This window comes from Sphingomonas bacterium (genome assembly GCF_903643065.1).
GTDB lineage: Bacteria > Pseudomonadota > Alphaproteobacteria > Sphingomonadales > Sphingomonadaceae > Sphingomonas.
The window spans coordinates 1-2,838 of sequence record NZ_CAHJWX010000412.1; the positions used below are offsets into that span (position 1 = coordinate 1).

The window sequence follows — 2,838 nt, forward strand, 5'->3', positions numbered from 1 at the left end:
CCCGGTGCCCCGCGCCCGCGCCCGCGCCCGCTACCCGGCGCCGACTCAGCGCTGGTCTGGCTTCAGCTCCTGGACCGGATCGTCGCCTGAGGCCTTCGCCTCCTCCTCCGCCGAGCGTTCCAGCGCGACCTTGATCATCGCGGTCATCGGGTCGGCGAACATCAGGCCCAGCACGCCGAACAGCGCCGACAGCAGGATCTGCATCGACAGGGTCAGCGCCGGCGGCAGGTCCACCGTGCGCCTGGCGACGATCGGCACGACGACATAGCCGTCGAACGCCTGCACCACCGCCCAGGTGCCCAGCGCCCAGAAGCCGGTGTGCATGCCGCCCGAGAAGCCCACCGCGATCATCAGCGAGCCGGTGATGAAGGCGCCGATATTGGGGACGAACGCCATGATCCCGGCGATGATGCCCAGCACCAGCGACATCGGCACGCCGCCGATCATCAGGGCGATGCCCGTCATCACGCCCTCCGCCGCCATGCCGATCAGGCGCCCGGCGAGCAGGCGCCGCAGCGTGCCCCCCATCCGCTCGGTCGTCACCGCGAAGTTCTCGCGGCGGTCGGTGGGGATCATCCATTGCAGCCCGCGCTCATAGATGCGCGGCTCCATCGCGAAGAACACGCCCAGCACGACGATGAAGACTAAGGTGGTGAGCGCCCCCACCGCCGTGCCGACCCAGGTGGCGGCGCGCCCGAGCTGCGACGCCGCCTGCTTGATCAGCCCGCTGACGTCGCCGCCGGCCGGGACGAGACCCAGCTTCGACAGCTCGCCGGCCGCCTTGCCATATTGCTGCTGCACCGTGACCGCGAGCTGGCTGATCTGCTGCGTCACCTGGACGCCCAGCAGCGCGATCGTGCCGAGCAGGAAGGCGGTGACCCCCAGCACCACGATCAGCAACCGCCAGCCGCGCCCGATCGGGAGCACGCGCCCGAGCAGCCGGACGCCGCCGTCCAGCATCGCCGCGACCACCACGCCGCCGAAGATCATCAGCAGCGGCTCGGCCAGGATCACCGCGAGCGCCACCGCGCCGATCAGCCCGATCCACACCGCCGCGCGCGTCAGCTCGCGCCGCACGACCGGATCGCGCATCTCGTGGGGCGCGGCGACGCCGATCAGACTGGCGGGCGCCTCGCGCTGGTCCTCCGCCATCAATCGCGCCCGGCGTGGAGCGAGCCGCCCGCGCGGCCGCCGCGAAAGGCGGAGAACCAGGTCAGCGGGTTGAGCGTCGTGGTGCCGTCGAGCGAGAAGGTGATGAACTCCGCCCGGCCACCCAGATATTCGTACGGCACCGGGCCGCCCAGCCCCTGCTGATCGAGCCCGAAGCGGCTGTCGGCGGAGCGGTCGCGGTTGTCGCCCATCAGGAACACGTGTTTGGCGGGGATGCGCACCGGGCCGAAATCGTCGCCGATGCTGGGGCCCAGCTCGACCGTGTCGTAATGGCGGCCGTTGGGCAGCGTCTCCGTCACTACCGGCAGGTGGCAGACCGAGCCACCCGCGCCGGGCCGCAGCGCGCCGGGATAGTCGGTGCACGGGCTGTTCTGATCGACGGGCAGGTCGACATAATGCAGCGCCCCGCGCTTCACCGCGACGCCGTTGAGGAACACGGTGCCGCCGCGCACCTCCAGCGTGTCGCCCGGCAGGCCGATGACGCGCTTGATGTAATCGGCGCTGGTGCCCGGCGGGGTGACGATCACCACGTCGCCGCGCTCGGGCAACCGGCCGAGCAGCCGCCCGCCGATATGCGGCAGCGACACCGCCCAGCTCTCCTCCGGCTGGCGCAGCACGAGCGAGTCGAAGATCGCGACCGGGTTGGGGATGGTCGGCGACACGAAGCTCCAGCCATAGGCGAACTTGGTCACCACCAGCCGGTCGCCGACCTCCAGCCCGGGCAGCATCGATTCGGACGGGATATAGAAGGGCTTGGCGATGAAGGAATGGAAGCCGAGCACGACGAGCAGCAGCCAGAAGATGCCCTTGATCTCGCCCCACCAGTCGGTGCCGCGCCCCTTGGCGGAGGGGGCCGGCGCGGGCTCGGTCACGGGCGGTTCGGAAACGGCGTCGGACATCATCGGCCTTCGGGAAGCGCCTCGATCACCACGAACGCCTGCGCCCAGGGGTGATCGTCGGTGAGGGTCAGGTGGACTCGCGCGACGTGGCCGGGCGGGGTGATCGCGTCAAGCCTCGCCTGCGCGCCGCCGGTCAGCGCGAGCGCCGGCGCGCCGCCGGGCCCGTTGACGACACCGATGTCGCGCATGAACACGCCGCGCCGGAAGCCGGTCCCCACCGCCTTCGAGAACGCCTCCTTGGCGGCGAACCGCTTGGCGAGCGTGCCCGCCCTGGTGAACGGCCGCCGGTCCGCCCGCGCGCGCTCGACGGCGGTGAACACCCGCGCCTCGAACCGCTCGCCAAACCGCGCCAGCGACGCCGCGATACGCTCGATCGAGCAGAGATCGGAACCCAGGCCGAGGATCATGCCTAAAATCCTCCCCGGCACGGGGAGGGGGACCGCCGGCGAAGCCGGTGGTGGAGGGGGCCCGGCCACGGGCGCTGCGTTCGGGGCGTATCCCGTCCACCACGCCGCTTCGCGTTGCGGTCCGCCTCCCCACCCCGAGAAGGAGCGGGATCACCCACGCGCCGCCTCCATCGCGTCGCGCATCGCGCGCACCGCCGCCCCCAGCCCGACGAACAGCGCGTCGGCGATCAGCGCGTGCCCGATGTTCAGCTCGCGCACCTGCGGAATGGCGGCGATCGGCGCGACGTTGCCCACCGTCAGGCCGTGGCCGGCATGGACCTCGATCCCGTTCCTCGCCGCCAGCGCCGCCGCGTCCGCCAGCC

At 71.8% G+C, this 2,838-nt stretch carries 4 protein-coding genes; all 4 read right to left on the bottom strand.

Annotation, left to right across the window (positions count from 1 at the left end):
- Positions 1–45 precede the first annotated feature (45 nt).
- Positions 46–1,152, bottom strand: a complete 1,107-nt coding sequence (locus HUU95_RS13065; RefSeq protein WP_174280499.1) for an AI-2E family transporter — start codon at positions 1,150–1,152, stop codon at positions 46–48.
- The gene (gene lepB / locus HUU95_RS13070; RefSeq protein WP_174280500.1) at positions 1,152–2,072 is read right to left on the bottom strand and encodes a signal peptidase I; all 921 of its coding nucleotides are present in this window, start codon (positions 2,070–2,072) and stop codon (positions 1,152–1,154) included. Before lepB ends, HUU95_RS13065 begins: the two co-directional genes overlap by 1 nt.
- The gene (acpS, locus tag HUU95_RS13075; RefSeq protein WP_174280501.1) at positions 2,069–2,476 is read right to left on the bottom strand and encodes a holo-ACP synthase; all 408 of its coding nucleotides are present in this window, start codon (positions 2,474–2,476) and stop codon (positions 2,069–2,071) included. Before acpS ends, lepB begins: the two co-directional genes overlap by 4 nt.
- A gap of 150 nt (positions 2,477–2,626) precedes the next feature.
- On the bottom strand, positions 2,627–2,838 hold a 212-nt coding region (locus HUU95_RS13080; RefSeq protein ID WP_174280502.1), incomplete at its 5' end, for a pyridoxine 5'-phosphate synthase.

Bases quoted from the DNA above. Each gene is read 5' to 3' on its own strand.
- lepB (WP_174280500.1), bottom strand. From the start codon at position 2,072: ATGATGTCCGACGCCGTTTCCGAACCGCCCGTGACCGAGCCCGCGCCG.
- HUU95_RS13065 (WP_174280499.1), bottom strand. From the start codon at position 1,152: ATGGCGGAGGACCAGCGCGAGGCGCCCGCCAGTCTGATCGGCGTCGCC.
- acpS (WP_174280501.1), bottom strand. From the start codon at position 2,476: ATGATCCTCGGCCTGGGTTCCGATCTCTGCTCGATCGAGCGTATCGCG.